The sequence below is a fragment of the Nesterenkonia sp. Act20 genome, from assembly GCF_019173455.1.
In the GTDB taxonomy this organism is placed as follows: domain Bacteria; phylum Actinomycetota; class Actinomycetes; order Actinomycetales; family Micrococcaceae; genus Nesterenkonia.
This window is the reverse complement of record NZ_JADPQH010000001.1, coordinates 984,748-1,011,511: the sequence shown is the minus strand read 5'-3', so window position 1 is coordinate 1,011,511 and position 26,764 is coordinate 984,748. Positions and strand designations below refer to the sequence as shown.

The following is a 26,764-nucleotide window of genomic DNA, read 5'->3' as shown; positions in this document are numbered from 1 at the left end:
CCTCCACTTGCCCTCCCCGAAGGTTGTTGCCCTCCATCGGCTCAAGGTGTGCACCGGGAGGTCTGTAAGTGCCGTGACTTCGAAGACGTGACCATCTCCTGGGGGAGGACGGAGAATAGCCCCATGACGACCCATGAGAACCCCGAGCAGCAGAGCGTCCGTGAGATAGCTCGTCAGCTGAACAGCGCCTTGGGCCCTCTACTCGTGGCGACCCTCGCGGGACACCAGGACTTGCGCACCCCTCACGAGTGGGCACGCGTCGACGGACGCGCACCCTCCCCAGAGGAGCAGGGGCGGCTGCGTCTGGCCCACCGTGCATGGCGGACGGTCTCCGAGGTCGAGGGGGAGGACGTCGCCCGCCACTGGTTCATCGGGGGCAACCCCTGGCTGGGGGATACCACGCCGCTCACGGCGATCCGTCTGCTGCGCACCCGGGAGGTGATGAGAGCAGCCACGGCAATAGTCGCGGAAGACTTCTCCGGCTGATCAGGGGATAGCGGCGAGGAGACCCCTGCACCGGGCTCGTCAAGGTGCAGAATAGCCCCATGACGACCCATGAGAACCCCGAGCAGCTGAGCGTCCGCGAGGTAGCCCGTCAGCTGAACAGCACCCTCGGGCCCACGCTGGTCGCGGTCCTGACAGGAACCCCGGACAGGACGATCAGCCACCAGTGGGCCCGGCTCGACGGGCCAGAACCGTCACCGGAGGCCCAGGAGCGTCTGCGACTGGCACACCGAGCATGGAGGACAGTCTCCGGCGCCGAAGGCGAGGACACAGCGCGGCTGTGGTTCATCGGGGAGAACCCATGGCTGGGGGAGACGTCGCCGATCGAGGCGGTCAGTCAGATGCGGACGAGAGACGTCATGGTCGCAGCCACCGCCATGGTGGAAGACACCTTCTCCGGATGATCTGGGGGAGAGCAGCGAGTAGACGCGCTGAGACACCCCTGAGACCCGTTTCATCGAGGATGCCACCGACTCCCTCTGGGACCCGTGATGAGCGCTGTACGCCGCTCAGACAGCGTCAGGGTGGGGTTCTCCCAAGGACGGTCATTGGCGCCCACACAGGCAGCTCGGAGGGGTGGCGGTGACAGGGTTCGGCGTCGATAATCGAGGAACACCGAAGGGGAGTGCTGATGCCCACCACCAAGGAGCAGTACGCCAAGAAGAGCAAGGCCGAGATGTTCCACATCCTGCGCCGCGAGATCCTGACAGCGCGCTTGAGGGCCACGGTGGACAAGCAGCTGCACCGCCCGACCCCGGATAAGGTGCGGAGGGTGGCCGCGATGGAGCTTCCACCGATCCTGAGCCCAGAGCCGGGAGATCCATGGGGGAGGAGGTACTGTGGCTGCTGCTGTCCAGAGGAACTATGACCCGAACAACCGGGATGAGGTCCAGGCGGTGCTTCGTCGAGAGATCCGCGCTGCGCGACTGAAGGTTACTCTCGACCGGCAGCTGCACCGACCGACCTCCGACGCGGTCAAGCGCCTTGCCGCGCTGGACCTGCCGCCGTTCGTCGATGAGCGTCGGACCCGGAATGTGGACCAGGATCACTAGGACGGCGCCCATGAGATGCACGCCGAGCCGTCCTGAGCGTACTGGAGAGCAGATGTTCGACACCCTGCCGCGATAGATCCTCGCAGCATGCCTGAAGATCGCTGGATGCACGACAAGGTCGCCCAACTTCATGGGCGGTGAATAGTCTGGCGGCGATGGACCTGCTGCCGGCCGAGTAGGTGATGCCCTGTTCAAGTATGCGGCGGTCTGAGTCAGAGCAGAGAGCGATTTCTCTCATATCCCTTGTACGGTGAATAGCCCCGCCCCGCACCTTGTAGAGCCGTTCGCTGGGGGGAGAGGGCCGGTAGTCGTAGACACCGCCTGCCGGAAGGACGCTCGTGATGACTCGTAGGCGGATGTTGGGAAGGATAGGCCCGTGACCCCACCCCCAGGTCAGAGCATGACCGTCGCCGAGCTCAGCCCGGTCATCTACTCCGCCGGCCGAGTCTTCGACGACCTCTCTGCAAGCAGCGAGGCTACCGAGGAGTTCCTCCGGGCCGGAAGCTCGATGTTCATCCGGTCCAGAGCCGACCTGGCGCTGCTGGAAGATCTCCGGGACATCGCCCAGCGGATCCTCGACCACGCCGGGGCAGGTCGTGGCGTTGACGCTGCGCTTGTGTGCGATCTGAACGCGACGATCACGCGCAGCGGGCCTCTGCACCCGGGTCAGTTCAGACGAGATGACCAGAGCATCGGCGTGCGCACCCGCTACGGGATCCACACACCGCCAGCCATCGAGGACGTCGAGCTGCAGGGCCTCATCACCGGTGCCCAGGAGTCCGGGTCGGTGCGGGAGCAGGCGCTGAGTCTGTTCGTTGCGATCGCCAAGGCGCAGCCGTTCGAGGACGGCAACAAGCGCACGGGGATCTTCACGGCCAACACGCTGCTGGTCAGCGAGAAGGCAGGAGCGATGCTCACCGTGCCCGTCGGAGTGGTGCACGGGGTCGAACTGAGCGGGAGGTTCAACGATCTGCTGGCCCGGGCCTACCTCTTCGAAGAGGACGACGGTCTCAAGACTCTTCTGCGAGCTCACGGGTTCGTGGCCACGAGGTGACGGTGGGGCGTCAGACCACTCTCTATGAGCCGCTTCTCCACTTACGTCCACCGGCCCGTGAGGTGCGCTGGGCAGAGGCCCAGGCCTGAGCGTCGACGAGGAAATAGTGCGCATCGAGGTTGCCGAGCAGACCTCGTGAGCCTGCAGAACGAGCGCTAGAATCTGTTGACTAACTGCTCGGTCGCGACGGAAGGTGCTGGGCATAGTGGAGATGAGAGACAGGGACACCGCCCAGGAGAAGCTCGACCTCCTGAACCAAGACCCTCAGACTCGACTGCTCACCGCGGGTGAGATGGCTGAGTACGTCGACAAGAGCCGCAACTGGCCCTCTGAAGCCGCACGCAATGGACGACTGATCTCCGCCAGGCACGCTGAGGCGACCTACTACCCCGCCTTCCAGATCGACCCGGTGCACCGAGAGACCTGGGACTGGGTCTCGACCATGGCGAGGATCCTGGTGAACGAGGGAACCAGCGGCAGGTCCTTCACCCTGTGGGCAGCGACCCCCTCACCGCGCTTCGACGGCGATACTCCGGCGATGCACACCGGCGACCCGGACTTCATGGCCAAGGCGGCGGGTGACCTGGCTGAACTATGAGTCTCTCCCCCACTTACGCCCACCGGCCCGTGTGGTGCGCTGGGCAGAGGCCCAGGCCTGAGCGTCAACGAGGAAATACTGCGCATCGAGGTTGCCGCGCCGTTGCTGCTCACGAGGAAGCTGTCTCTGGGCAGAGATCTCTTCCATCCGGCTGCCGTAGGGCTCAGTCACCTCGCACCCGATGTGGTGATTGTCGTACGCCCAGGCGGTGGCGACGCTCAGAACCCGCTCCGCCTGGATCCGGCGGGCCTCTTTCACGGTCATAGGCCACCACTCGATCCGCTCAAGGTCAGCCAACAGCGAGCCCTCGTCGCGGTACCGGTGGGGTCTCTTGGGCTTCTGGGCCACGGCTTCGCCGTAGGAAACCTTCCACGAGCCGCCGGCCGCGGTGATCCGGGTCGGGAGAATCCAGGGCGTGCGGCGTGGGCCGGGGTGCATCTGTGGGCGAATCCGGACCGCCGGAGGGATCCACTCAGGGTGCCCGCGGTAGTTGAGCGGCGCCGTCGGACGCCAGAACCACTCCAGGTCCTCATCGTCGTCGAGGTCCGTCGCGACCCACCCCCGAGAGAGCAGCGTGGAGCCCACATGGGTGCTCAGCAGCCGGTGGGATTCCTTGATGAAGCGGATCTCGTCGTCGGCCGAGGAGCTCATGACGTCGCGCGCAGGGCCTGGATCTCAGTGAGCAGCCGGTCACGTTCAGCCACCACCATCTCCAGAGCGCCTTCGGCCCGAGCTGCCTGGAGTCGAGCTGTGTTCAGCTCCGCAGCCTGCTCGTCAGTACGGGAAGCGGCCGCCCGCTCCGCCTCGGCGACGGCGGCCTTCAGCTGCTCGATCGTGGTCCCGGCCTCGGTGAGGTCGTTGCGGAGGGTCTCGACCTCGGTCGTGAGGGCCTCGATCCGGGCCGCAGACTCGGTCTTGAGCTGCTCGATCGTGGCTTCGGCAGCATCGAGATCCCGAAGCGTAGCCGTAGACGCCTCCTCCTCAGCATCACACTGGGCGGTGAGCAGCTCACGCTCGGCGTCGAACTCAGTACGAGCGAGGTCCGCGGCCTCCTTCCACGAGGCGGCATTGCGAGCCCGCACGCGTTCAGGCATCTCCGAAGTCTTGACCGCGGAGACAGCGTTCCGGTTCCACGCCCGCGCGGCCTCGGCCGCAGCGTCGGCCCCAACCTGGGCCGTTTCACGCACAGAGCGGGAAGTGACGGCCTCCCCTGCTGTGGCGAGGGCCTCGGCGGCTTCGGCGGCGCGGCGCTGCGCCTCGGTCTGGGGGGTCTGGTTGGTGTCCATACCCCCCCATAGTAGCAGTAAGGTGCGCTACAGCACAAGATAGCGCACCAGGCGTAGCAAATAGATGTGCTGTAGCGCTACAGGTGTACCTAGTGTTATCTGTACCTGGTGATACAGGTTTTGCAACAGGTTGTTACCGAAACGTCCTGATCACATCGCGACCACGCCTCAGAGGGCCCAGCGCGCCCCGCAAACAGGCCTTTTGACGGTGATCTGGTGTTGATTCCCCGCGACATGGCAACGATGCAGCGCAACTCCCGAGCGAACACTGTCACTGGACTAGTTGACCCCGGTGCCGGGGTGTGACGCCAGAGAGAAGGTAGGCAGCTGCCCAGATGGAGGCCTGCCCACCACGCACGAGCACATCCGCACACAGGAAGGCCCCCACGCCAGAGGGCTCAGGGAGAAGTGATGAGCAGTCAGTCCATCTGGTCCATCAAACGCAGAGCATCGCGAGTCGCCTGATTCAGCGGCCGTTGGGGCACCTGGGTCCGAGACTCCAGGCCGAAGCGCAGATCTAAGGCCCGCAGGACGCTGAAGATCTTTCTCGCGTCGGGGGCGTTCAGGTTCCCGGTCTCCAGGTCTATGAGCCATCGACGCGAGACGAGCGCGCGCTTACTTAGCTCCAGCTGGGTCAGACCGGCTTCCCGGCGCTCCTGGCGCACCGCCAAGCCGAGCTCGTAAAGGTTCTGCAGGAACATCATAAATGTTACGGTACCTGCACTTTCATGAAAGTGCACGCTGCGTAACATCGGGACCGGAGGCGCCACCGGGGGTGATGCGTTTGCACGCGTCGATATCAGCCCGACCCCGCACCGGGATGATGGCGACCTGATAGCGAAGTGAGGTCGAGTTGTTTTCGAGGTGAAAGGGACTCGCACTCACATCGCAGGCGAGCTGCAGTGATTGGACGGGTTGGGCGTCAGGGCCTCGCACTGTAAAGACTGTAAAGGAGAAAAAAGTTGCCAGATACAATTAGGCTCTGATCGCGCGACCGCAGCGACGGGGTCGCCTCCAGCCGGTCCTGCGCGGATCCAGCGTCGATCTCGTGTCGATCCTGTCGCGCCGCTGCACCGATCGAGCGCAACCCGAGACATTGCGAGGCGCATTCTCCTAGCGATTACACGCACCATCGTTTCGATATCGCATCGGCGCGCGAGCCCCACAACGCATGACTTATATAGCTTATAGAACTTGTATAACTTGTATAAGAAAAAAAGTTGCCTAGAGCAACGACACCCCGACCATGCGGCGCCAGATCGAGGGCTTCGGTGCCGGTACCTCGGCCGGCGCGGGCTGGGGCTCGGGTGTAGAAGCAGGCTGCGCATGAGGAAGCTGGGTCATCGGGGCGGCTGTCGCGCTGGGAGTCGCCTCAGCCGGGCCAGTTCGTGGCGCTGGGCCTCGATGAGACGATCACGCTCTGCGGCCTGGGCCTCGGCCACCGCGGCCCGCGGCTCCGCCTGATGCAGCTGCTCGGTCAGCTCCGCGATCCGCTGTTGCTCAGCGGAGGTCACCGGGGAGCCTAAACACGCTCTTGAGCCTCGTGCTCGTCGTAGCGACGCGCACGGGCGAACTCAGCGGCGTCGGGGAGAGACATCTCGGCCAGACGGCGGACAGGCCCTGGGGTCTTGTGCCCCAGCGCCTCATCCAGCGCGACGGTGACCCGCGCGCCCAGGATCTCGCGGTGCAGAACCTTCAGACCACGCACCCGAGGGATCTCAGGGCCGTACTGAGCATGTTCCATCTCAAGCCTGGTGGGCAGCTTCATCTCAGCGAGCCGTCGGGTCGGGCCTGGGGTCTCATGCTCCAGCTCTTTATCCAGCGCGACGGTGACCCGCGCACCGAGGATCTCGCGGCGAAGCCGCTGCAGCCCGCGCACCCGAGCGACGTGGCTCTCTGGAGTCTCCATAGGCCCAGTATCGCGCTGCGGAAGCTCCTCAGGAAGACTCGACCGACACTGCCCCAGATGCCGAGGCGAGAGGGTGACCCTGCTACACCAGGTCAGACATGGGCCTGAGCCCCGGGGCCCTCATCTTCCAGCCTCGCCCGCTCGATCTCGCTCGTGTGGGGAGCTTCATCTCGGAGAGCATCAGTGTGTTGGCCGGGGTCTCGCGATCGAGGTGCTTGTTCAGCGTGACAGTGACCTGTGCGGACAGGATCATCCGACGCAGCAACCTCATTGCCCGCCACCGAGGCAGGTCTGGTCCGTACTGGGCAAGCTCCAGATCGTACTCGGTAGGCATCTTCATCTCGGAGAGTTGCAGCGTCGTGGCCGGGGTCTCGCGGCCCAACTTCTTGTTTAGCGCGACGGTGACCTGAGCGCTCAGGATGTACCGACGGAGCTGGACCTGGGCCAACCACTGCTCAGTGGGGTTCTCTGGGGTCCCCATCTATGAGTCACGCCCCAGCCGCAGCTTCAGGAGTATGTCCAGCTTCAGGAGCGTCAGGTCACGCTGGAAGCGGTCGAGAGCCCTCAGATAGGCACCCGTGCTCAAGGGACCGTCTTCCAACTCCGCCAACTCCGCGTCACTGGGCATACGTTTCCACCCGACGCGCCGGCCCAGGATCACCTCGAAGGTCGCATCATCCATCGCGGCCAGACGCTGGATCCACACCGGGGTCTCCTCGCCCCGAGCCTTGTTCAGCCCAAGCGCGACCCGGGCGCCGAGAATCTCGGCACGCAGCTTGTCGTGCTCGTGGTGGTACTTCTGCGCAGCCACAGACATCGTCATCTGCCTAGTATCGCGCTGGAGATGCCCTACGTGGAAGACAAGAGTTGCGGCGTCCACGCGGCCCCCCAGGGGCACACCCAAGTCAGCTCGCGGGCGCTGCCTTCCACCCCGCTCTCAGGTAGACGGTGTCCGGGTTGAAGGCCGGGATATCCCGCTTGTGCGGGCCCAGTCGACCGACTTTGCCGATGGTCATGCTCAGTCCAAAAGACTCGAGGGTTCGAAGCAGTTCGCGCTTACGTTCCAGGGATGCGGCCTCCCATGCTTCACGCGCCCCCGCGCCAGCGAACTCTTGCATGGACTCAAGGGGCTGAGCTTGGCGGAGCTCCAACTGAGCTTGTTCCAGCTCGGGTCGCTTCCGGGCGTTGAATCGGTCGAACTGCTCGACGGTCATCTTGGCCTCAGCCCACCGGTCTGCCGCCAGCTCCATCTCAGCCTTGATCGTTTGGACCCGTTCGCTCGCACGCGTCAGCGCGGCGTCGTCTCCCCCGAAGAGGTCCACCCCTTCGCGCGCCAGAAGCTGGATGACGTACTCCGTGACCATGTAATCGAGAGCCTCGCGGTTCTGGCTGGCACCTTGGCAACCCGGCGGCGGGCAGCGGTAAGCCTCGGGACGCGGGTACTCGTACAGCTTGGTGGAGCCATCGGCCATCTTCACCCGGCTTCGCCCCACGGACCCGTACTGACGGCGGGTCGGCTGACCGCAGTACTCACACTTCAATATGCCGGACAAGAGATAGCGCTGCGGGGTGCCGCGATTAACGACCCGTTCGGGATCCGTCAGCCTTTCCACCAATCGGTTGTAGGTGTCTTCGTCCAGGATGGGGGTCCAGTTGCCCTGGCGGAGCACGCCGTTGTGTTCCTGATAGCCGATATTTATGGGGCGAATCAGCATCCGCCGTACGTCCTTTGAACGCCATCCTCGGCTCGGGCGGCCCGTGGGGATTACACGTCTGTTCAAGTCCTGGGCGATGGTGTGCAGGTTGGCCTCTTTGCCACGTTCTTTACCTAGCGCCCGGCGAGCACATTCTTCGACGATGGCTTGCTCGGCCTTGTTGAGGACGAGGTCGTGAGTCCTGTTGCCGGTCTCGTCGAGCCTCCAGTCCCAGCCGTAGGGGCGTCGGCCCATATACCGTCGGGACTCCGCGATCTCCCGCATCTTGCGCTTCAGGCGCAGCGACATCTGCTCGGCCTCTAACCGTGCAATGGTGCCCTTCATCCGGGCCATGGCTCGTCCGCTAGGAGAAGACAGGTCGATATCGGTGGTGACCGAGGCCAGTTTCAGCTCTAGACGGTCCGCCCACCCGATGACATCTTCCAATTCGCGTGGTGTGCGGGTGAGACGGTCCACGTCGTACACGACTATGGCCTTCACGCGACCCGCCTCGATGTCCCGCACCATGCGTTGGTATTGGGGTCGAACTTTGGAGCGAGTTGCCGAAATGTCGTTGTCCTCATAGACGTCGTAGATCGACCAGCCGTTCTTCTCCGCTTTCTCCTCGCAGTCCTTGCGCTGTCGAGCCACGCCGAGGCCCAGGTCCTCAGAGTCCTTGGAGATTCGGACATAGATTGCTGCCATGACGGAGTGTCCACTCATGTCTATTGATCTTAGTACGTTCTAAAGACCTGCACCCCAGGGCGAGGGCGGCACCGCAAACGGTCGAAGCTCCTCGGCCTGGACGGGCATCCGCCAGGGGCTGTCCGCAGGCTGGCCCGCGAAGGACCGTGCGGGGGAGGAATTCGCCGCAGGAGCGGGACCAGCGGAGGCCGGAGAGGATGCCAGCACCGCCGCCAGCAGCAGCCCCGAGAGTCTGCGCAGCGCAGTGCGCACGTTCTGACTGAGGTTCATGACACGAGCCTGCCGGTTGCGCGTGGCCCGCCGGTGGCACGGCCCCCGATCGGGGGATGGTCAGCTGCTTCGCGCGGGGGGAGCGACGGTTGGGGAAAACACCGTCAAGCCGCTAAGCTGAACCCCAGCAGTTGACACTGGTGTGCCTATGCACGCCTGGATCAGCTGACTACGCGCAGAGACTGCCCGAGCAATCGGGGTGATTCTCATCGGTCCGCATCCCAGGAGTCCCGTCAGGACTCCCGGTGCGGCGAGGATCGCGGGAGATCTCCCTTCTCTGCCAGGAGCCCGAGAAAACCGGGCCATTGTCCAACCGAGAATCCCAGCCGGAGCTGCACCAGGTTCACCCTGCGTGTTCCAAGCCCGGCATTGAAAGGAAATACCATGCCTGTCGTCACCATGCGCCAGCTGCTCGACTCCGGCGTCCACTTCGGACACCAGACTCGCCGCTGGAACCCGAAGATGAAGCGCTTCATCTTCACCGAGCGCAACGGTATCTACATCGTTGACCTCCAGCAGTCGCTGTCCTACATCGACAACGCCTACGAATTCGTCAAGCAGACTGTCGCCCACGGCGGTTCGGTCCTGTTCGTCGGTACCAAGAAGCAGGGCCAGGAAGCCATCGCCGAGCAGGCCACCCGCGTCGGCCAGCCGTACGTCAACCACCGTTGGCTCGGCGGCATGCTGACCAACTTCCAGACGGTCTCCAAGCGCGTCCAGCGCATGAAGGAGCTCGAGGAGATCGACTTCGACGATGTCGCCGGCTCCGGTCACACCAAGAAGGAACTGCTGCTGATGCGCCGCGAGCTCACCAAGCTGCAGTCGAACCTCGGTGGTATCCGCAACCTGACCAAGACTCCGTCCGCCATCTGGATCGTCGACACCAACAAGGAGCACCTTGCCGTCGACGAGGCCAAGAAGCTGGGCATCCCCGTGATCGCCATCCTCGACACCAACTGCGATCCCGATGACGTCAACTACCCGATCCCGGGCAACGACGACGCCATCCGGTCCGTGGACCTGCTGACTCGCGTGATCGCCGACGCCGTGGCCGATGGCCTCATGGCTCGCGAATCCAAGCGCGGCGGCGGCTCCGGCACTGCCGCAGAGCCGATGGCCGAGTGGGAGCGTGAACTGCTCGAGCAGCACGCCACCGAGCAGACCGCGACAGCCGAAGCGCCCGCGCAGGCTGAGCAGACCGCCGAGGAGCCTGCACAGGCCGAGCAGGCTGCAGAAGCACCCGCCGCAGAGTCCACCGAGTCCACCGAAGCTTCGGCTGAAGAAGCCAAGTAAGAGAGGAACTGCGTTTCTATGGCGAATTACACCGCTGCTGATATCAAGGCCCTGCGCGAGCGCACCGGAGCCGGCATGATGGACGTCAAGAAGGCCCTCGACGAGGCCGACGGCGACGTCGACAAGGCCATCGAAGGCATCCGCATCAAGGGTCTCAAGGGCGCCGCCAAGCGCGAGGGACGCTCCGCCGCAGAGGGCCTGGTCACCGCCAAGGTCGTCGACGGCACCAAGGGCTACCTGATCGAGGTCAATGCCGAGACCGACTTCGTCGCAAAGTCCGCGAAGTTCGTCGCCCTGACCGACACGGTCCTCGCGACCGCAGTCGCTCATGACGTGGACACCGTGGAAGCACTGCTCGAGGCTGAGGTCGACGGCAAGAAGCTCTCCGACGTCGTCACCGAAGAGGGTGCGATCCTGGGCGAGAAGGTCGTCGTGCGTCGTCTTGCCAAGCTGGAAGGCGCCTTCGTGGACGCCTACCTGCACAAGACCTCCAAGGACCTTCCGGCACAGGTCGGCGTGCTCTTCGCCGTCGACGGTGACTCGGACGAGGCCAAGCAGGCTGCCCACGACATCGCCGTGCACGCCGCCGCGCTGTCCCCGCAGTTCCTGACCCGCGACGAGGTCCCCTCCGAGACGGTGGAGAACGAGCGCCGCATCGCCGAGGAGACCGCCCGCGCCGAGAACAAGCCGGAGCAGGCCATGACGAAGATCATTGAAGGACGCACCAACGCGTACTTCAAGGACAACGTGCTGGTCGACCAGCCGTTCGCCAAGGACCCGAAGAAGACCGTCACCCAGGTCCTCGAGTCCGCCGGCGCCTCGGCCAAGGGTCTGGCTCGCTTCCGCGTCGGGGCCTGACACGCGATACTGCTGAACTGAGCGTCGCGGCCCACTAGACTGGTCGCGATTCATCAGTCCAGACGTCAAGGGGGTGACCACTTCACACGAGGTGGTCACCCCCTTTTCTGTGCGCACACCGCTACACACCACTCCACAGTCACCCAGCCCGCGTTCGACGCCGTCCCGCCCACAGCCCCGACACTCCTGGAGGAACTCCATGACCGCACAGACCCCCCCACACCGCCGCAGAGTGCTCCTGAAGCTCTCCGGAGAAGTCTTCGGCGGAGGTGCCGTGGGCGTCGACCCGGCCACGGTCCGCGGGATCGCTGAGCAGATCGCGGCGGTCAAGGGACAGGTGGAGGTCTCCGTCGTCGTCGGCGGCGGCAACTTCTTCCGCGGCGCTGAGCTCTCCAAGGCGGGCATGGACCGCGCCCGCGCCGATTACATCGGCATGCTGGGCACCGTGATGAACGCGCTCGCCCTGCAGGACTTCCTGGAACAGGCCGGACAGCCCACTCGAGTGCAGACCGCCATCACCATGGGCCAGGTCGCCGAGTCCTACATCCCGCTGCGTGCGGTGCGACATATGGAGAAGGACCGCGTCGTCGTCTTCGGTGCCGGCGCCGGCATGCCGTACTTCTCCACCGACACGGTCTGTGCGCAGCGCGCCCTCGAGACCCGCTCCGACATGGTGCTGATGGCCAAGTCCGGCGTGGACGGGGTCTACACCGCAGACCCCAAGACCACTCCCGATGCGCAGAAGCTGGAACACCTGACCTACACCGACGCCCTGCGCAGGAACATCCGGGTGATGGACCAGACCGCGATGACCATGTGCAACGACAACGACCTCGACATGCGTGTCTTCGGCATGGAGGGTGAGGGCAACGTGACCCGCGCCCTGCTGGGCGAGGAGATCGGCACGCTGGTCACGCCCTGACCTGGCGCTGCCCCATTAGACTGAACCCCTACGCGATCCTCAACGTCATACCCGACGTCGTTCAATAAGTCGTCCAATAAGGAGACCCCCGTGATTGATGAGACCCTGGCAGACGCCAAGGAGCAGTTCGAGCGAGCCATCGAGGCGACATCGGTCGACTTCAGCACCGTGCGCACCGGCCGGGCCAACCCCGCGCTCTACTCCCGCGTGCTGGTCGACTACTACGGCTCCGCCACCCCGCTGCAGCAGCTGGCATCCTTCTCCACCCCGGACGCCAAGACCATCCTGATCACCCCGTTCGACATCTCGGCGATGCGCGACATCGAGCGGGCGCTCTCCGACTCCGAGATCGGCGCGAACCCCTCCAACGATGGCAAGCAGATCCGCATCACCATCCCGGACCTCACCGAAGAGCGTCGCAAGGAGTACGTGAAGCTGATCAAGTCCAAGGGCGAGGATCACAAGGTCTCGGTGCGCAACACCCGCCGCAAGTCCAAAGACGTGATCGAGAAGGCCATCAAGGATGGCGAGGTCGGCAAGGACGACGGCGAGCGTGGCACCAAGGAGCTCGAGAACCTCACCAAGACCTACATCGAGAAGATCGATGAGATGAGCAAGCGCAAAGAGGCGGAGCTGCTCGAGGTCTGATGACGACCAAAGCAGGGAGGAACCTTCCCGCGGCCATCATCACCGGCGTCGTCCTGCTGGTACCTGCACTGCTCGGCATCTTCTTCTTCGAGCTGATGCTGATCTTCGTCTGGACGATCCTGCTTTCGATGGGCGTCTGGGAGGTTGCGCGCGCCCTCGAGACGCGCGTCGCACCCAACGGACAGCAGCTGCGGCTGCCCAAGATCCCGCTGTTCCTCGGGGCCATCTCCATGCCCACCGCCGCCTATTTCGGCGGAGTGGAGGCGCTGACCCTGGCGCTCATGGTCACCGGGCTGGCCATCATCGTCGCGGCGGCGCTCTGGAGGGTCCGCGACCCAGGTCGCTCCATCCTGGCCTCGGTGTTCGTGGCCAGCTGGGTGCCGTTCATGATGTCCTTCGCGGTGCTGCTGCTGAATCTGGACCAGGGGGACTGGCGCCTCGTCGTCGTCGTGCTGCTGGTGGTCTCGAATGACACGTTCGGCTATATCTTCGGCGTGTTCTTCGGCCGGCACCCGATGGCGCCGAAGGTCAGCCCGAAGAAGTCCTGGGAAGGCTTCGGCGGCTCTCTGCTCGGCGCCACCGGAGTCGGGGTGCTGGCCTCCTGGCTGATCTTCGACGAGCCGCTCTACGTCGGCGCGGTCCTGGCGATCACCGTGGTGATCGCCTCCACCGCTGGCGACTTCTCCGAGTCGATGGTCAAGCGCGAGCTGGGCATCAAGGACATGTCTCGACTCCTCCCAGGTCACGGCGGGGTGATGGATCGGCTCGACTCGCTGGTCTTCGCCATGCCCACCGCGTTCTTCGTGGTGGTCGCGCTTAACGGCGATGCCGGCGGAGTTCCATTAGGCTTATGACCATGGCGAACGAGACCGCACTTTTCACGCTCCTCGACGACGGGGAGCAGGGGTACAACCGGCGCGAGGTCGACGAGTTCATGGGACGGGCCCGCGTGGCCTATGACTCTGGTGAGGGCATGGCCCTCTCAGAGATCCGTGACGTGAGCTTCTCGATGACCGGCGGCGGCTATGACCCCGCAGAGGTCGACGGCGCGCTGGACCGGCTGGAGGATGCCTTCGCCGGGTCCGAACGCGATAAGTACATCGAGGCCCATGGCGAGGATGCCTGGTATGAACTGCTCGCCGAGCGAGCCGCGCCGCTGCGCGGACGTCTGGCGCTCCCCGACGGCAAACGCTTCCGCGAGCCGGCGCACTCCTCCTCCAACGGCTACCGCAAGGAGCAGGTGGATGAGCTGTGCCGCCAGCTGGAGCAGTACCTCGACGGCGAGAACCCGATGAGTGTGGACGAGGTCCGTACGATCACCTTCACCGGAGCCCACGGCCACAACGGCTACGACGAGGCCCAGGTGGACGCCTTCCTGGACAAGATGACCGAAATCATGGCCTCCGTCGGCTGATCAGCACGTCTTCGCCTGATCTCCTCTCGCTGAGCGGCGGAATTTACGGGTACCTCATGCGGAAGTAGGGCCCAACTGCTCGGAGAATCCGCCGCTCAAGGTGGGACGGGGTGAGTTTCCCCAGGGTCCGCCCCTGCGGCGTACCCGTCTCCGTTCTCCACAGAGCGTGCCCGCTCGCAGCGGGCCCAGGCCGTTCCGCGTGGACTGGGCCATGTGGAACTGCTCAGCAACCCTCCCGATCGTCGACGCCGGCCCGCCGTGTTCATGCCTGCAACGGGCCGCCGCCGGGCGGGACTGCTCGCCCAGGAGCTGACCCGCCGAGACCTCGAACACTCCGTGGCCAACGGTCTGATGCGCCGTGTCGCCCATGGGATCTACACCGGGACGGGGCTTCCCGGTGCTGCGGAGTTCCTTGGTGCGGCGGAGTTCCTTGGCGGGTCGGAAGTCTCCGCACATCACGCGCTGCTGCAGGGACTTACCGAGGACTCCGACCGAGTGATCAGCTTCGACACTGCGGCGGTGCTGTGGGGTCTGCTGCCAGGAGAGCCGGGCCCGCCGTTCCATGTCACGAGTCCGCGGGATGGGCCACGCGTGGAGCGGCCGGGTCTGGTCCTCGGTCACCGGATCGAGGTCCCCGAACAATTCATCGTGACACGCGGCGGCGTCCGGCTCACCCACCCGGCATGGACCTGGCTGGATCTCGCGCTGAACCGGCCCCTGGAGCAGGCGCTCATTCTCGGTGACCGTGCGGTGCGCCGCCCACGGCACGAGTACGGGGAATTCGGCGAGCCCCTGGCTACGCTGTCCGAGCTGCGCCGCGCCGTCGTCGTCCGGGGTCGCACCAAGGGGATCCGGGCGGCGCGTGAGGCGCTGGAGCTCATCCGCGTCGGGTCCGACTCCCCGCAGGAGACGCGGCTGCGCTATTACATGCACCTGGCGGGACTGCCCGAGCCGCGTGTGAACCCCCTGATCAGCCACCCCAGCGGCTATCCCTGGTTCGAGCCGGATCTCGCAGTGGAGAAGTTCAAGGTGTCCATCCAATACGAGGGCGAGGACTTCCACTCATCGCCCGGGAGTGTCCGCAAGGATGTGCGCCGCAGCGAGATCACCGAGGAGCTGGGCTGGATCGAGGTCCGGATCACCCAGGACCACATGGCAGATCAGGGCCGACTCGCCATCGCGCGGATCGAACGAGCCCTGCTGCAGCGCGGATGGCGTCCGCTGCGCCTCCCCACACACAGTTGAGGGGCGGATTCTCCGAACATCTCATGCGGCAAACGGCATGAAGTGCTCGGAGAATCCGCCCCTCAGCGCGGGGGGGGGTGGGCGAAGGAGCGGCTTAGTGCTCCGTGGCCTTCTCTGCGCCCACACCGGTGAGCGAGCGGATCTCCATCTCGGCCTGCTTGGCCGGGTCCTCCGCCACCTTCGAGGTCAGCGAGCCGATCCAGCCCAGCAGGAAGGCCAGCGGGATCGAGACCAGTCCCGGGTTGGTGAGCGGGTAGATCGCCAGATCCACATCCGGGAAGAAGGAGGTGTCGCGACCCCAGACCACCGGGGAGAAGGCGATCAGCAGCAGCGCCGAACCCAACCCGCCGTACATGGACCACAGCGCACCACGAGTGGTGAAGCGCTTCCAGAACAACGAGAACAGGATCGTCGGCAGATTCGCCGAGGCGGCCACGGCGAAGGCGAGCGCGACCAGGAAGGCCACATTCTGCCCCTGTGCGCCGATGCCGCCGAGGATCGCGAGGATGCCCACCACGATCACGGTCATGCGTGCTGCCTTGACCTCACCGGCGGAATCCAGCTTGCCCTTCTTGATGACCTGGGCATAGACATCGTGAGCGAAGGAGGCCGAAGCGGTGATGGTCAGACCGGCGACCACCGCGAGGATCGTAGCGAAGGCGACGGCGGCGATGAAGCCCAGCAGCAGCGTGCCGCCGAGTTCATAGGCCAGCAGCGGTGCGGCCGAATTCTGCCCGCCCGGCGCTGCCAGGATCGTCTCGGTGTCCAGCAGCGCCGCGGCGCCGTAGCCCAGCACCAGGGTGAACAGGTAGAACGCGCCGATCAGCGCGATGGCGACCACCACAGACTTGCGGGCGTCCTTGGCAGTGGGCACCGTGTAGAAGCGGATCAGCACGTGGGGCAGGGCAGCGGTGCCCAGCACCAGGGCGATCCCGAGGGACATGAAGTCCAGTTTGGTGAACAGGTCCGCGCCGTACTGCAGACCGGGCTCGAGCAGAGCCTCCTCGCCGGTGTTCTCCACGGCCGAGCCGAGCAGCTCGGAGAAGTTGAAGCCATAGAGCGCCAGCACCCAGATGGTCATCACGGCCGAGCCGATGATCAGCAGGGTGGCCTTGATGATCTGCACCCAGGTGGTGCCCTTCATGCCGCCGATGAACACGTAGAAGATCATCAGCGCACCGACCACGGCGATGATCAGCGACTGACCCACCCCTGAATCGATGCCCAGCAGCAGCGAGACGAGCGCGCCGGCGCCCGCCATCTGCGCCAGCAGGTAGAACAGGCAGACGGCCAGCGTGGAGATCGCCGCGGCGATCCGCACTGGCTGCTGCCGCAGGCGGAAGCTGAGCACATCGGCCATGGTGAACTTGCCGGTGTTGCGCATCAGCTCGGCGACCAGCAGCAGGGCGATCAGCCAGGCCACCAGGAAGCCGATGGAGTAGAGGAAGCCGTCGTAGCCGTAGACCGCGATGGCACCGACGATGCCCAGGAACGAGGCTGCGGAGAGGTAGTCTCCGGCGATCGCCGTGCCGTTCTGCGTGCCGGAGAAGGAGCGCCCGCCCGCGTAGTAGTCGGCGGCGGTGTTGTTGTTCTTCGAGGCGCGGATCACGAAGAACAGCGTGACGCCGACGAAGACGACGAAGATGGCGATGTTCGCCAGCGGGCTGCCGACATCGGAGCCGGCCTCAGCAGCGGCACTGGCCAGCGGCGCCGCCGTGGCGTTCGCGGTGATCAGGGAGTTCATCAGTGCTTCTCCTCCTCAGGCAGGCCTGCGCCTCTGGCTTCGAGCTCGAGCCGGATGGCCGAGGACTTCGGGTCCAGCTTGGAATTGGTGAACCAGACGTAGAGTCCGGTGATCAAGAAGGTGGTCAGGAACTGTGCGAGCCCCAGGATCAGGCCGAGGTTGATGTTTCCCCACACCTTGATGGCCATGAAGTCTGGGAAGAACGCTGCCGCAATCACGAAGGCGATGTACCAGAGTAGGAAGAACGCCGTCATCGGGAAGACGAAGCTTCGGTGCGTTGTGCGAAGCTCCTTGAAGTCTTCTCGCTGCTGCACCTCCCGGTAGTCAACGGGCCCCGCATGCGGGGCATTGACGTCAGTCATGGCTGGTCCTCCTAGGTCGTCTCGGCTCGCTCACACGAGCCAGGTTCACGGATGTATGTCTCCACCCTGCAGTGTGACCCGGGTCACGATCAGCCATTTTCGAGGGTCGTGCGATGAGCGGTGCTGAATTAGCGATGAGTGGTCGGTTCGTGAGCTGTGCAACATTCACGCCCCGCCCCTCATAGGATGAACACGATGAATTCACTGGCGGCGCTTGCCCCCTTCGTACTCGCCCTGGCCCTGGTGGCCGGGGTGGTCTGTGCTGCCGTGCTGCTGTATCGAACCCACCAAACCGACGCCGCGGACGACGACGCCGGCCGATCCCGCACGGGGGAGTCGGTCATCAGCCCCGAGATCCGCGCTGAGCTGAGCGAGGCATCGGTGGATGAGGCGATGCGGCGTCAGCTGGTGGAGGCGGAGTTGCGCTCACTGCGCGCGCAGATCTCCCCGCATTTCATCTACAACAGCCTCAACGCCATCGCCGCGACGATCCCAGCGGATCCGGTGCGCGCCCGCGAGCTGGTCCTCGACTTCGCCGACTTCACGCGATACAGCCTGCGTGCGGAGGGCGATTTCACGACGCTTCGCGAGGAGCTCGCGGCGATTGAACGCTACGTGCTCTTGGAGAAGGCGCGCTTCGGTGATCGGATCCAGGTCAAGTTGCAGATCGCGCCGGAGGTGCTCGGCGTGCAGATTCCGTTCCTCGCCGTGCAGCCGCTGGTGGAGAACGCGGTGCGCCACGGGGTGGATTCCGAGACCGGTTCAGGCACCGTCTGGCTGCGCGCTGCGGACGCCGGGACCCACGCGGAGATCAGCGTGGTGGACGATGGGCAGGGCGCCGAACCTGCAGCGATGCGGGAGGTGCTGCACGGCGAGGCTGGCAATGCCCATATCGGCGTGCGCAACGTGGATCTCCGGCTGCGTCAGGCCTACGGGGCCGAGGCAGGCCTGGTCGTCGAGACTGCTCCGGGGGCTGGGATGCGAGTCTCCATGCGCATTCCGAAGTTCCAGCCCGGCCAGCTCCCTCCGCAGAGTTCGCAGACGTCCGAGACCTCTCCGACCCCGCGGCCAGCTCAGGACGACTCATGATGGACGCCGCACCCCTCACCCGAGGCCTCACTGTGCTGGTGGTCGATGACGAACCGCTCGCGGTGACCCAGATGGAATGGCTCCTTGCGGCCGAACCCCAGGCAGGGGAGGTCTTCACCGCGGCTGACGCGCGCGCCGCAGAGCAGGTGTTGCAGACCCAGCAGGTTGATGTGGTGCTCCTCGACATCCACATGCCGGCGATGAGCGGACTGGCCTTGGCGCGGCGACTGCGCGAAGAGATTCCGGACGAGAGGGCGGGAGCAGACGGCGCTTCGCGCACCAGCCCCCAAGTCGTATTCGTGACCGCCGACGCCCATCCCGCGGTGGAGGCCTTCGAACTGGAAGCTCGGGACTACCTGCTCAAGCCCGTGCGGGCAGAGCGGCTCGCGGAGGCGTTGCGCCGCGCGGCCACGGCGCAACAGACGCCGAGGCAGGAGCACGCTGATCCGGTGCGAGTCTCGGTGCTGCAGGGAGACTCCACCGTGCTCGTCGCCCTGCAGGACATCCGCTGGGTCCAGGCGCACGGGGACTACGCGCGGCTGCACACCCAGGCCGGGACGTACCTGCTGCGCGCGCCGCTGGCCGAGCTGGAGGAGCAGTGGCAGGTCCACGGGTTCCTGCGCACGCACCGGTCCTCCCTGGTGAACCTGGCCCACGTCCGACGGGTGACGCGGCGACAGGGACGGATGCTCGTGGAGGTTCCCGGTGCGGAGCTCGAGGTCAGCCGCCGTCTGATGTCGCAGGTGCGCGAGCGGCTCGAGGAGCGCAGGCTGTGAGCTCGCCCGAGGAGCCCTCCCCGGGCGCGTGGAGCGAGGAGCCCTCCCCGGGCGCGTGGAGCGCGGTGCGCGGTCCGCAGGCGGTGCCCAGTGTGCGTGAGGCCCTGCTCAGCCGCGGCCAGGCGGCAGAACACGCCCTGGGCGCGGAGCAGGGAAACCTCTCGCGCGCCGAGGCCGATGCCGCGGTGCGCCGACTCATGCGAGCCCAGCTTCGGTTGGCCCTCGTCCTCGGCGTGGGATTCTTCGTGGTGCTGGTGCTCGTGGGGCTGTTGCTGACCGCCACTCCGGTCGGCGAAGTGCTGTTGGCCGGTGTGCCGCTGGCCTGGGTGGTGCCCGGTGTGGGCTTCTTCCCGTTGCTCCTGGGAGCTGCCTGGTTCTTCCAGCGACGGGCCGAGGCCAATGAGCGGCACTGGGCCGTGATGGTCGGGCTCATCCCAGCGGCCCAAGACGTCGACGGCGAGCCCCGATGACTGGGGAACAGATCACCGTCCTGTTCGCCGTCGGGGCCGTCTGCGCGCTGACGCTGTTGCTGGGAAGCCCTGGCCTCTCCCGGAGCACCGGTGACTTCTTCGTGGCCTCGCGCCGGGTGCCGCCCTGGATGAACGCCTCGGCGATCGCCGGGGAGTTCCTCTCTGCCGCCAGCTTCCTCGGTGTGGCCGGGCTGATCCTGGCGCACGGGACCTACGGGCTGTGGTTCCCGGTGGGCTACACCGCCGGATTCCTGATCCTGCTGCTCTTCATGGCGGCACCGCTGCGCCGCTCAGGGGCCTATACGCTGCCGGACTTCGTGGTGCTGCGCTTCCGCTCGGCGCTGATGCGCCGGATGACGGTGATCGTCGTCGTCGCCGCCGGGTGGCTCTACATCGTCCCGCAGCTGCATGGCGCCTCGATCGCGCTCTCCGCCACCGGCGGTGCCCCCGGATGGGTGGGCCCGCTGCTGGTCTCCCTGGTCGTGCTCTTCGTGGTGCTCACCGGCGGCATGCGCTCGGTCACGCTGGCGCAGGCCGTGCAGTACTGGGTGAAGCTCACCGCGCTGCTGGTGCCCACCGTGTTCATCCTGCTGCAGGTCGGACTGTGGGATCGACTTCAGCTGCCAGCCTTCGACGGCGCGTGGTCGACCTCGCTGGCAGCGTTCGGTCCAGCAGGGGAACCGTGGGCCGAGTTCTCGCGCAGCACCTCGGTGCTGCTGGCCCTGATGATGGGCACCCTCGGCCTGCCACACGTGCTGGTTCGCTTCTACACGAATCCCGACGGCGCGGCGGCCCGAAGGACCACGACGGTCCTGATGGGTCTGCTGGTGCTGTTCTATCTGCTGCCCGTGGTGCTGGGCATCGTCGCCCGCATGGTCTGGGGAACATCTGCCGCCGCAGGCGAGATCGCGCGCAGCGGCGGACTCAGCCACGACACGGCGATCCTTCGACTGCCTGCCGCGGTCTTCGATGGGCTCTCCAGCGACCTGCTCACCGCGCTGATCGCGGGTGGAGCCTTCGCCGCCTTCCTCTCCACCACCTCGGGTCTGGTCGTCTCGGTCTCCGGGGTGCTCTCCCAGGAGTTCTTCTCCGGGACGGTGCGCGGCTTTCGGCTGGGCGCGCTGCTGGCCATCGCCGTGCCGCTGGCAGTGGGGACCGTCACCTCCGAGCTCGCCCTCGCCGGAGCAGTGGCCATGGTGTTCACCTTCACTGCCTCGGCCCTCGCCCCGGTGATGCTGCTGGGCGTGTGGTGGCGCGGCCTGACAGCCCAGGGCGCGATCTGGGGCATGGCGGTAGGTGCCGTGGGCTCGCTGTCCGCCCAGGTGTTGGGTCTGACGCTGGGGGAGGGGCCGGTGCAGCCCGGGGCGCTGCAGCTGCTCGTGTCCCCCGCACTGTGGTGCGTTCCGCTGGCCTTCGCCGTGACCGTGGTGGTCAGCAGGTTCGGGCACGGGCAGCCACCGGCCCATACCGACGCGGTGATGCTCCGGCTGCACACTCCGGAGGTTCCCGCGCGGCAGGACCGGCGATGACGGCTCAGCGCAGGCGAGGCTCCCCGGGGTAGCGCAGCCCGATCTGTGCGCGGATCTCATCCAGGGTTCCCATGATCTTCACCGAGTCGTCCAGGGTGAGCAGCTCGCCCTCCAGCTGGCCGCGAGTGACGTAGTGCTCGGCGGCGATGGCCTGATGCTGCATGCCGACGCCCTGCCGGGGCGTCTCGAAGCGCTCGACGACGGTGCCGTCGGTGGCGGTGTGGGTGAAGTCCGTGGAGGTGTACCAGACCCCGTCGACGTCGATCCGTCCCTTCGTCCCGACGATATGCGCCGTGTTCGGGCCTTTGCCACGAGAAGAGGTCATCGTCGTGGACAGTGCTCCCGAGAGGTGGGTCATCACAGTGGCCACCTCGGTATCGGCGCCGGTGGCGCCGAAGTGCGCGGCTGCCTGGACGCTGATCGGCTCCCCCAGAATGTCCCAGGCGAAGGAGATCGGGTAGATGCCCAGATCGAGCAGGGCGCCGCCGCCGAGACCCAGAGCGTTGATCCGATGCTCCGGATCGGTGGGCATGGACTGAGTGTGGTCGGCGAAGACGGTACGCACCTCACCGATGCCGCCGGAGGCGATGATCTCGTGGATCCGGCGCATGTGCGGCAGATAGCGGGTCCACATCGCCTCCATCACGAGCAGCCCCTTGTTCCGCGCGAGGTTGCGCAGCGCGACGGCCTCCGCACGGTTGAGCGTGAACGGCTTCTCCACGAGCACGTGCTTGCCCGCCTCCAGCATCATGCCTGCCGTCTCGCGGTGCATGGGATGCGGTGTCGCCACGTAGACGATGTCGATCTCCGGGTCCGCTGCGAGTGCCTCATAGGAGCCGTGGGCGGTGGGGATCCCGTGGGTCGTGGCGAAGCGCTGCGCAGATTCGGGGGAGCGCGATCCCACGGCCCTCACGTCCAGACCGGCGAGCTGAGCATCGCCGGTGAACTGCGCGGCGATGAAGCCGGTGGCGAGGATGCCCCAGCGCAGTCCGGGGGTGCTCGGGGAGGAGGTGGACTCGGGTGATGTTGTGTGGCTCACAGTCATGGCCTGAGAATACACCGAGGAGGAGTTTCGTCTCACACGGCAGAGACGGACAGAAGTCCGCACAGCGGCAAACCCTAGGGTGGCACCCCAGGGTGCCCCAAGGGGTATGGACAATAGTCTCTATTACGCACCACGGCCCGCCGGTCCTTCCGCCGGCGGGCCACCCTTTGCAGGATCGCCTGCTCGAGACCCGGGATGTCCTCTCATGTCTGTTTCCTCTGAATCAGCCCTGCCCACGTCGGCGCCTCATGCCCGCCCGTCCGCACCCGCCACCGCCGCTTCCCCCGCGGCGACCTCGGCAGCACCCAAGCGTCGCCGCCAGCTCGGCGCAGAACGCCGGACCGAGCCCCTGCCCGTGGTTCACCCACGCCCGAGCGTGCGGCGCATCGTGCTCAGCCGCGTGGCCATCCTGACCACCATCCTGGCCTGGGTCGGCTACATCATCTCCACCGTGCTCTGGCAGTTCCTGGAGTACGGGTCACAGAACTTCCGCTTCACCATGGAGACCGTGGGGTATCTGCTGGTGGTGACCATGCTGACCTTCTCCGCGCTGATGTATCTGGTGGCGCGGCATGGGGCGCTGCTGCGATTCCGCACCCACCGTCGCGCCTGTCGGGTCGAGCTGGATGCGCACTTCGGCGGTCACAGCACCGTCTCCCAGCGCTCCGAGAATGATGCGCCCATGGTCGTGCTGGTGCCCTCCTACGCGGAGGAGCCCAGCGTGGTCCGACAGACCCTCTGGTCCGCCGCCCTGCAGGAGTATCCCGAGATCCACGTCGCGCTGCTGATCGACGACGCTCCCGATTCGGACAGCCCCGCACTTCAGGAGACGAGAGCGCTCGCGGCCCAGATCGAGGCCGCACTGGAGCAGCCAGCCACGAGGATGCGCGATGCGCAGACCGTCTTCGAGAGGATGCTCGATGAGCAGCATCAGGTGAACTCGCTCCAGGCCATGATCCTGGCCGGACACTACGCCTGGGGAGGGGAGTGGCTTCGGTCGATGGCCGCTCAGGAGCAGCGTGTGGACCACGTGGATGACTTCTTCTGCACCCAGGTCCTGGGAGGCCTGGCCGCCGAGCTGGAGCTCACCGCCGACGCTCTGGAGATGGCCGCCGAGTCCGGAGAGCTCCCCAGCACCGAGCGCATGCTGCAGATGCACCGCAGGCTTGCCTGGATCTTCAGTGCCAAGCTCAGCAGCTTCGAGCGCAAGCGCTTCACCAACCTCTCCCATGAGGCGAACAAGGCGATGAACCTCAATGCCTACCTCGGACTGCTCGGCGGGGACTACACGATCGAGCAGGGATTCACGGGTGCCTCTCTGCAGCCGGCGCAGCCGGGCGTGACCCCGGATCTCAGCGTCCCCGATGCAGAGTTTGTGCTGACCCTCGACGCCGACTCGCTGCTTCTGCCGGAGTACTGCCTGAGACTCGTGCACCTGCTGGAGCAGCCGGGCAACGAGCGCATCGCCGTGACGCAGACGCCCTATTCCTCCTTCCGCGGGGCCGGCTCCCGGATCGAACGCCTGGCAGGCGCCACCACTGACATCCAGCACCTGCTGCACCAGGGCATGAGCCATGCAGGAGCCACCTTCTGGGTCGGCGCCAACGCGGTCATCCGCACCGCGGCGCTCAAGGACATCGCCGAGGCCAGCTGGGAGAACGGTGTCCTGGTGCAGCGCTTCGTGCAGGACCGCACGGTCATTGAGGACACCGAGTCGAGCATCGACCTCGGAGCCCACGGTTGGACGCTGCAGAACTACCCCGAACGGCTCTCCTACAGCGCAACCCCGCCAGATTTCGGTTCCCTGGTGGTCCAGCGCCGACGTTGGGCCAACGGCGGGCTGCTGATCCTGCCCAAGCTGCTCCGTGAGCTGCGTGCGCGCCGTCGTCGTGGGGAGCAGATCCGGCTGAGCGAGGTGCTGCTGCGGCTGAACTACATGGCCTCGATCGCCTGGGCGTCGCTGGGGCTGATCTTCCTGCTCGCCTACCCCTACGACTCCCGCCTGCTCAGCCCGCTGATTCTGCTCGCCGCGGTGCCCTACTTCCTGACCATGGGCGCTGACCTGCGCCAGTGCGGTTACAAGTTCACGGACATCTTCCGCATCTACGGGTTCAACCTGATCCTGCTGCCGGTGAACCTTGCCGGGGTCATCAAGTCTCTGCAGCAGGCGCTGACCGGGGAGAAGATCCCCTTCGCCCGCACTCCGAAGGTGAAGAACCGGACCGCCGCACCGTGGCTGTATGCCGTGGCACCGGTGCTGATCGTCGGATTCTCGGTGCTCACACTTGCCCGGGACATCGGCCAGCAGAACTGGGGCAATGCCGCCTTCGCCGCATTCAACGCCTTCTGGGGCACCTGGGCCTTCCTCGCCTACATCGGACCGTGGAACGCCTTCGTGGACGTGGTGCTGGCAGTGCGCGGATGGTTCTACGTGGAGAAGAAGTCCGAGTCGCGCCGCAGCGCCAGGTCGGCACGGAAATCGAACTCGCAGGAGTCTGCGGAGCAGAACCTGGATTGGCGAGTCGTCCTGGACGAGGGGGCCATCGGGTCGCTCTCCGCCCAGCGCGACCAGCGGCAGCCTCAGCCGCAGCTCATGCCGCAGCCTCAGCTCAAGCCCCAGACACCGCCGCCGCCGTCGTCGTCGAAGCAGCTCGTGGTCTCCATGGAGACCACGCGCCGCCAGGAAGCCAGCTCTTCTAAGCAGAACAGCATCATGAAGGACGCAGCATGAGCGCCACGGCACGTCTGTCCCCCTGGCGAGTCATTCTCGCCGTCGTCATTCTTCTGGCCACTGCGGTGGCCGGCGTCGTAGGAGTCCGCATGTATGAGGCTGGGGCTTCGCAGGAATCGGCGCCGCGCTGGTTCGCGGGCTATGTGGACGTGACCGCCACGCCGAGCTACGCCTTCGAAGAGGGGTCACCGGATGCGGAGGGCAACACCTCCGACGTCGTGCTGTCTTTCATCGTGGCGGACAAGGATGGGACCTGCACGCCGAGCTGGGGGACCTATTACGGCCTGGATGAAGCAGGTCAGGAGCTGGACCTCGACCGCCGCGTCGAACGGCTCCGCGAACAGGGGGCCGGGGTCGTCGTCTCCTTCGGAGGCGCCATCAACGATGAGCTCGCCACGGTCTGTGATTCCCCCGAGGAGCTTGCCGATGCCTACCGCCAGGTGATCGAGCGCTATGACCTCGACACCATCGACCTGGACATCGAGGGGCCTGCGCTCACGGACGCCAAGAGCAACGCCCTGCGGGCCGAGGCCGTGGCCTCGCTGCAGGCCGAACGGCGTGCCGAGGGCAAGCCGCTGGCGGTCTGGCTCACGCTCCCCGTCATCCCCAGCGGTCTGACCGCCGAGGGTCGTGACGTGGTCAGCGGCATGTTGGACTCCGGCACAGATCTCGCCGGGGTGAACCTGATGACCATGAACTACGGAGAGGCCCGGGAGTCGCGGAGCATGTTCGACGCCTCCGCGGCGGCCATGCGCGCCACGCACCGCCAGCTGGGCATCCTCTATGACCAGGCGGGCATCCCGCTCAGCGACTCCGCCCTGTGGGGGAAGCTGGGCGCCACCCCGATGATCGGACAGAACGACGTGCCCGGTGAGATCTTCGATCTGGACGACGCCGAGCGACTCCACGACTTCGCCGTGGAGAACGGTGTGGGCCGGATGTCGACGTGGTCACTGAACCGCGATGCGACCTGCGGGTCGAACTACCCAGACATCACTCGAGTATCGGATGCCTGCAGCGGCGTCGACCAGGGTGAGAAGCGCTTCGCCGAGGTGCTCAGCAAGGGGTACACCGGCCACGCCGCCGAGGCTGCCGACGCATCCACCGAGCCGGACCCGACCGCTGCCGCGCCGGCCGAGGATGATCCAGAGACAAGCCCCTATCCCATCTGGAACAAGGAAGCCTCCTACCTCGAGGGCACCAAGATCGTCTGGCACCGCAATGTCTATGAGGCGAAATGGTGGACCCGAGGAGAGCTGCCGGACAATCCGGTGCTCGAGGAGTGGGACACCCCCTGGGCGCTGATCGGTCCGGTCCTTCCCGGCGAGACGCCCGCCCCGGTCTTCACCGTCGAGAAGGGAACCTACCCGGAGTGGAAGGGCAATGCCTCCTATGACAAGGGGGACAGGGTGCTCTCCGAGGGCACGCCCTATGAGGCGAAGTGGTGGACCGAGGGCGACAGCCCGGACGCGTCTGTAGCCGACCCGGACAGCTCGCCCTGGGTGCCGCTGACCGCCGAGGAGGTCGAGGCCGACATCGCCGAGGAGTCCTGATGGGGCGTGCCGG

Annotated in this window: 31 protein-coding genes; 19 read left to right on the top strand and 12 right to left on the bottom strand. The window is 66.0% G+C overall.

What is annotated here, in order from left to right; genetic code table 11:
• Nucleotides 1–123: 123 nt before the first annotated feature.
• The 6 genes from IY716_RS04700 to IY716_RS04675 all read left to right on the top strand — a co-directional run bounded on the left by IY716_RS04700 (nt 124) and on the right by IY716_RS04675 (nt 3,208).
• Nucleotides 124–486 (top strand): hypothetical protein, encoded by a 363-nt coding sequence (locus tag IY716_RS04700; RefSeq protein WP_218220425.1) that lies wholly within the window; start codon nt 124–126, stop codon nt 484–486.
• A 59-nt stretch (nt 487–545) separates the two neighbouring features.
• Nucleotides 546–908, top strand: coding sequence for a hypothetical protein (locus IY716_RS04695; protein ID WP_218220424.1), 363 nt, complete (start codon nt 546–548; stop codon nt 906–908).
• 227 nt (nt 909–1,135) lie between these two features.
• Nucleotides 1,136–1,372: a hypothetical protein gene (locus IY716_RS04690; RefSeq protein WP_218220423.1), complete on the top strand. Its 237-nt coding sequence runs from the start codon at nt 1,136–1,138 to the stop codon at nt 1,370–1,372.
• Nucleotides 1,344–1,556: a hypothetical protein gene (locus IY716_RS04685; RefSeq protein ID WP_218220422.1), complete on the top strand. Its 213-nt coding sequence runs from the start codon at nt 1,344–1,346 to the stop codon at nt 1,554–1,556. The genes IY716_RS04690 and IY716_RS04685 overlap by 29 nt, the downstream gene beginning before the upstream one ends.
• A 376-nt stretch (nt 1,557–1,932) precedes the next feature.
• Complete coding sequence (locus IY716_RS04680) at nt 1,933–2,610, top strand: Fic family protein (protein ID WP_218220421.1); 678 nt, start codon at nt 1,933–1,935, stop codon at nt 2,608–2,610.
• A 211-nt stretch (nt 2,611–2,821) separates the two neighbouring features.
• Complete coding sequence (locus tag IY716_RS04675; protein ID WP_218220420.1) at nt 2,822–3,208, top strand: hypothetical protein; 387 nt, start codon at nt 2,822–2,824, stop codon at nt 3,206–3,208.
• Here IY716_RS04675 and IY716_RS04670 read toward each other — a convergent pair.
• From IY716_RS04670 to IY716_RS04630, 9 genes are all read right to left on the bottom strand, one after another.
• On the bottom strand, nt 3,203–3,859 hold the full coding sequence (locus IY716_RS04670) for a hypothetical protein (RefSeq protein ID WP_218220419.1): 657 nt from the start codon (nt 3,857–3,859) through the stop codon (nt 3,203–3,205). The genes IY716_RS04675 and IY716_RS04670 overlap by 6 nt on opposite strands.
• Nucleotides 3,856–4,494 carry a DNA-binding protein gene (locus tag IY716_RS04665; RefSeq protein WP_218220418.1) on the bottom strand — a complete coding sequence of 213 codons (639 nt, stop codon included), beginning with the start codon at nt 4,492–4,494 and terminating at the stop codon, nt 3,856–3,858. Before IY716_RS04665 ends, IY716_RS04670 begins: the two co-directional genes overlap by 4 nt.
• A gap of 419 nt (nt 4,495–4,913) precedes the next feature.
• Complete coding sequence (locus IY716_RS04660) at nt 4,914–5,198, bottom strand: helix-turn-helix domain-containing protein (RefSeq protein WP_218220417.1); 285 nt, start codon at nt 5,196–5,198, stop codon at nt 4,914–4,916.
• 636 nt (nt 5,199–5,834) lie between these two features.
• Complete coding sequence (locus IY716_RS04655) at nt 5,835–6,008, bottom strand: hypothetical protein (protein ID WP_218220416.1); 174 nt, start codon at nt 6,006–6,008, stop codon at nt 5,835–5,837.
• An 8-nt stretch (nt 6,009–6,016) separates the two neighbouring features.
• Nucleotides 6,017–6,403: a hypothetical protein gene (locus IY716_RS04650; RefSeq protein WP_218220415.1), complete on the bottom strand. Its 387-nt coding sequence runs from the start codon at nt 6,401–6,403 to the stop codon at nt 6,017–6,019.
• An 82-nt stretch (nt 6,404–6,485) separates the two neighbouring features.
• The gene (locus IY716_RS04645) at nt 6,486–6,884 is read right to left on the bottom strand and encodes a hypothetical protein (RefSeq protein ID WP_218220414.1); all 399 of its coding nucleotides are present in this window, start codon (nt 6,882–6,884) and stop codon (nt 6,486–6,488) included.
• A complete protein-coding gene (locus IY716_RS04640; RefSeq protein ID WP_218220413.1) occupies nt 6,885–7,226 on the bottom strand; it encodes a hypothetical protein in 342 nt (113 codons plus the stop codon).
• Between the two features lie 82 nt (nt 7,227–7,308).
• Entirely contained in the window at nt 7,309–8,802 is a 1,494-nt protein-coding gene (locus IY716_RS04635; protein WP_218220412.1) for a recombinase family protein, read from the bottom strand.
• A gap of 39 nt (nt 8,803–8,841) precedes the next feature.
• Entirely contained in the window at nt 8,842–9,072 is a 231-nt protein-coding gene (locus IY716_RS04630) for a hypothetical protein (RefSeq protein ID WP_218220411.1), read from the bottom strand.
• Between the two features lie 384 nt (nt 9,073–9,456).
• Between IY716_RS04630 and rpsB the strand changes: the two genes are divergently transcribed.
• The 7 genes from rpsB (at nt 9,457) to IY716_RS04595 (ending at nt 15,452) form a co-directional block, all read left to right on the top strand.
• Nucleotides 9,457–10,365, top strand: coding sequence for a 30S ribosomal protein S2 (gene rpsB, locus IY716_RS04625; protein ID WP_218220410.1), 909 nt, complete (start codon nt 9,457–9,459; stop codon nt 10,363–10,365).
• Between the two features lie 18 nt (nt 10,366–10,383).
• Nucleotides 10,384–11,223, top strand: a complete 840-nt coding sequence (gene tsf, locus IY716_RS04620) for a translation elongation factor Ts (protein WP_218220409.1) — start codon at nt 10,384–10,386, stop codon at nt 11,221–11,223.
• Between the two features lie 199 nt (nt 11,224–11,422).
• On the top strand, nt 11,423–12,145 hold the full coding sequence (pyrH, locus tag IY716_RS04615; RefSeq protein WP_218220408.1) for a UMP kinase: 723 nt from the start codon (nt 11,423–11,425) through the stop codon (nt 12,143–12,145).
• A 90-nt stretch (nt 12,146–12,235) separates the two neighbouring features.
• Complete coding sequence (frr, locus tag IY716_RS04610) at nt 12,236–12,793, top strand: ribosome recycling factor (protein WP_218220407.1); 558 nt, start codon at nt 12,236–12,238, stop codon at nt 12,791–12,793.
• On the top strand, nt 12,793–13,647 hold the full coding sequence (locus IY716_RS04605; RefSeq protein ID WP_218220406.1) for a phosphatidate cytidylyltransferase: 855 nt from the start codon (nt 12,793–12,795) through the stop codon (nt 13,645–13,647). Before frr ends, IY716_RS04605 begins: the two co-directional genes overlap by 1 nt.
• Before the next feature lie 2 nt (nt 13,648–13,649).
• Nucleotides 13,650–14,207: a DivIVA domain-containing protein gene (locus IY716_RS04600; RefSeq protein ID WP_255316428.1), complete on the top strand. Its 558-nt coding sequence runs from the start codon at nt 13,650–13,652 to the stop codon at nt 14,205–14,207.
• A gap of 213 nt (nt 14,208–14,420) precedes the next feature.
• A complete protein-coding gene (locus IY716_RS04595; protein ID WP_218220404.1) occupies nt 14,421–15,452 on the top strand; it encodes a hypothetical protein in 1,032 nt (343 codons plus the stop codon).
• A gap of 94 nt (nt 15,453–15,546) precedes the next feature.
• Here IY716_RS04595 and IY716_RS04590 read toward each other — a convergent pair whose 3' ends face one another.
• The gene (locus IY716_RS04590) at nt 15,547–17,196 is read right to left on the bottom strand and encodes a cation acetate symporter (protein WP_218220403.1); all 1,650 of its coding nucleotides are present in this window, start codon (nt 17,194–17,196) and stop codon (nt 15,547–15,549) included.
• The gene (locus IY716_RS04585) at nt 17,196–17,558 is read right to left on the bottom strand and encodes a DUF485 domain-containing protein (RefSeq protein ID WP_218220402.1); all 363 of its coding nucleotides are present in this window, start codon (nt 17,556–17,558) and stop codon (nt 17,196–17,198) included. Before IY716_RS04585 ends, IY716_RS04590 begins: the two co-directional genes overlap by 1 nt.
• Before the next feature lie 195 nt (nt 17,559–17,753).
• Between IY716_RS04585 and IY716_RS04580 the strand changes: the two genes are divergently transcribed.
• Genes IY716_RS04580 through IY716_RS04565 form a run of 4 tightly spaced genes read left to right on the top strand, consistent with a single transcriptional unit; the run spans nt 17,754 to nt 21,422 of the window.
• Nucleotides 17,754–18,647, top strand: a complete 894-nt coding sequence (locus tag IY716_RS04580; RefSeq protein WP_369699589.1) for a sensor histidine kinase — start codon at nt 17,754–17,756, stop codon at nt 18,645–18,647.
• Entirely contained in the window at nt 18,647–19,423 is a 777-nt protein-coding gene (locus IY716_RS04575) for a LytTR family DNA-binding domain-containing protein (protein ID WP_218220400.1), read from the top strand. The genes IY716_RS04580 and IY716_RS04575 overlap by 1 nt, the downstream gene beginning before the upstream one ends.
• Nucleotides 19,420–19,893: a hypothetical protein gene (locus IY716_RS04570; protein ID WP_218220399.1), complete on the top strand. Its 474-nt coding sequence runs from the start codon at nt 19,420–19,422 to the stop codon at nt 19,891–19,893. The genes IY716_RS04575 and IY716_RS04570 overlap by 4 nt, the downstream gene beginning before the upstream one ends.
• Complete coding sequence (locus tag IY716_RS04565) at nt 19,890–21,422, top strand: cation acetate symporter (protein ID WP_218220398.1); 1,533 nt, start codon at nt 19,890–19,892, stop codon at nt 21,420–21,422. The genes IY716_RS04570 and IY716_RS04565 overlap by 4 nt, the downstream gene beginning before the upstream one ends.
• 4 nt (nt 21,423–21,426) lie before the next feature.
• On the opposite strand, the gene IY716_RS04560 is transcribed toward IY716_RS04565, so the two are convergent.
• Nucleotides 21,427–22,467 (bottom strand): Gfo/Idh/MocA family protein, encoded by a 1,041-nt coding sequence (locus tag IY716_RS04560; RefSeq protein WP_218220397.1) that lies wholly within the window; start codon nt 22,465–22,467, stop codon nt 21,427–21,429.
• Nucleotides 22,468–22,672: 205 nt separating this feature from the next.
• On the opposite strand from IY716_RS04560, the gene IY716_RS04555 reads away from it, so the two are divergent.
• On the top strand, nt 22,673–25,198 hold the full coding sequence (locus IY716_RS04555; RefSeq protein WP_218220396.1) for a glycosyltransferase family 2 protein: 2,526 nt from the start codon (nt 22,673–22,675) through the stop codon (nt 25,196–25,198).
• A complete protein-coding gene (locus IY716_RS04550) occupies nt 25,195–26,751 on the top strand; it encodes a carbohydrate-binding protein (protein WP_218220395.1) in 1,557 nt (518 codons plus the stop codon). Before IY716_RS04555 ends, IY716_RS04550 begins: the two co-directional genes overlap by 4 nt.
• Nucleotides 26,752–26,764: the final 13 nt, after the last annotated feature.